General features: G+C 37.5%; 1 protein-coding gene. It reads left to right on the top strand.

The genetic code is table 11. The features are described 5' to 3' along the window. On the top strand, nucleotides 1-957 hold a 957-nt coding region (locus HMPREF1534_RS09710), incomplete at its 5' end, for a 6-bladed beta-propeller (RefSeq protein ID WP_005940206.1). Nucleotides 958-1,002 lie beyond the last annotated feature (45 nt).

Here is a 1,002-nt window from a genome sequence, read left to right as displayed (position 1 = left end):
TTTATGGTAGACCATGCTTTATTGTTCGACCGTGCTACGGGCAAGTTTATCAGGACAATAGGAAAAGTAGGACAAGGACCGGGAGAACTGCTCTCGCCATGCAATGTAGGAATACAAAATGACAGTATAGTCTATATCTCATCCACCTATACTTATGCACTTTTTGCACATAAGATTACAGGGGAATTTATCAAGAAGATTCCTTTAGAACCTAATATAGCGTATCCTAACATGAATTTTATCGATGATTATATCATTCATTATCCCGGTTCTGCAACAGGAGACGGAACATACGCCAATGCTTATGTACAAGACTGGGATGGTAATGTCATACAGGAAAGTGTGCACCGATTTCCCGGAAAGTTTACTAAAAGTCTAAGACTTGAGGCTCCATCCACATGGACTTATAAAGGTATACACAATGTATTTTCTTGTGCTACTGATACAGTATATGCTGTTACAAAAGATTCTATCTACCCACGGTATTACATACCGGAAGGAAAATATAAGAGAGAGATTCTCGATTGTGCGACAAATGTAACTAAAGACTTTTACGAGAACGCGATTAGAATGGGGACTTTTATTGAAACAAAAGAACATCTGTTGTTCAGCTTTTGTTTAGGTCCCAATATATGGGATTGTCATTATAATAAAAGTGATTCAAACATAAGTCTTTGGAAATATACAAGAGATGATTTTAAAGCAAAGAAAGGACAATTTTCCGGTCTTATAAATGATATTGACGGGTGCAGTTATTCTAAGCCGTTCCTCAGTTATATTGATGATAGAGATATAGTAATTTATATCACCCCGGATAACGCCGATGAGATTAAGAAGATAGTAACAGGGTCCACTAACGTGAAATTCCCCGAAAAGCGTCAGCAACTCTTGGAACTGATTGACTCGCTGGGGCCGGATGATAATCCGATTCTGGCTATTTATAAATTAAAAGACTGATATAAAGATGGACAGCATTTTAAGTTGCATGACTGCAGGTCATAA

It is taken from the genome of Phocaeicola massiliensis B84634 = Timone 84634 = DSM 17679 = JCM 13223 (assembly GCF_000382445.1).
In the GTDB taxonomy this organism is placed as follows: domain Bacteria; phylum Bacteroidota; class Bacteroidia; order Bacteroidales; family Bacteroidaceae; genus Phocaeicola; species Phocaeicola massiliensis.
The sequence above is the reverse complement of the archived record's forward strand: the minus strand, read 5'-3'. Positions and strand labels throughout refer to the sequence as shown.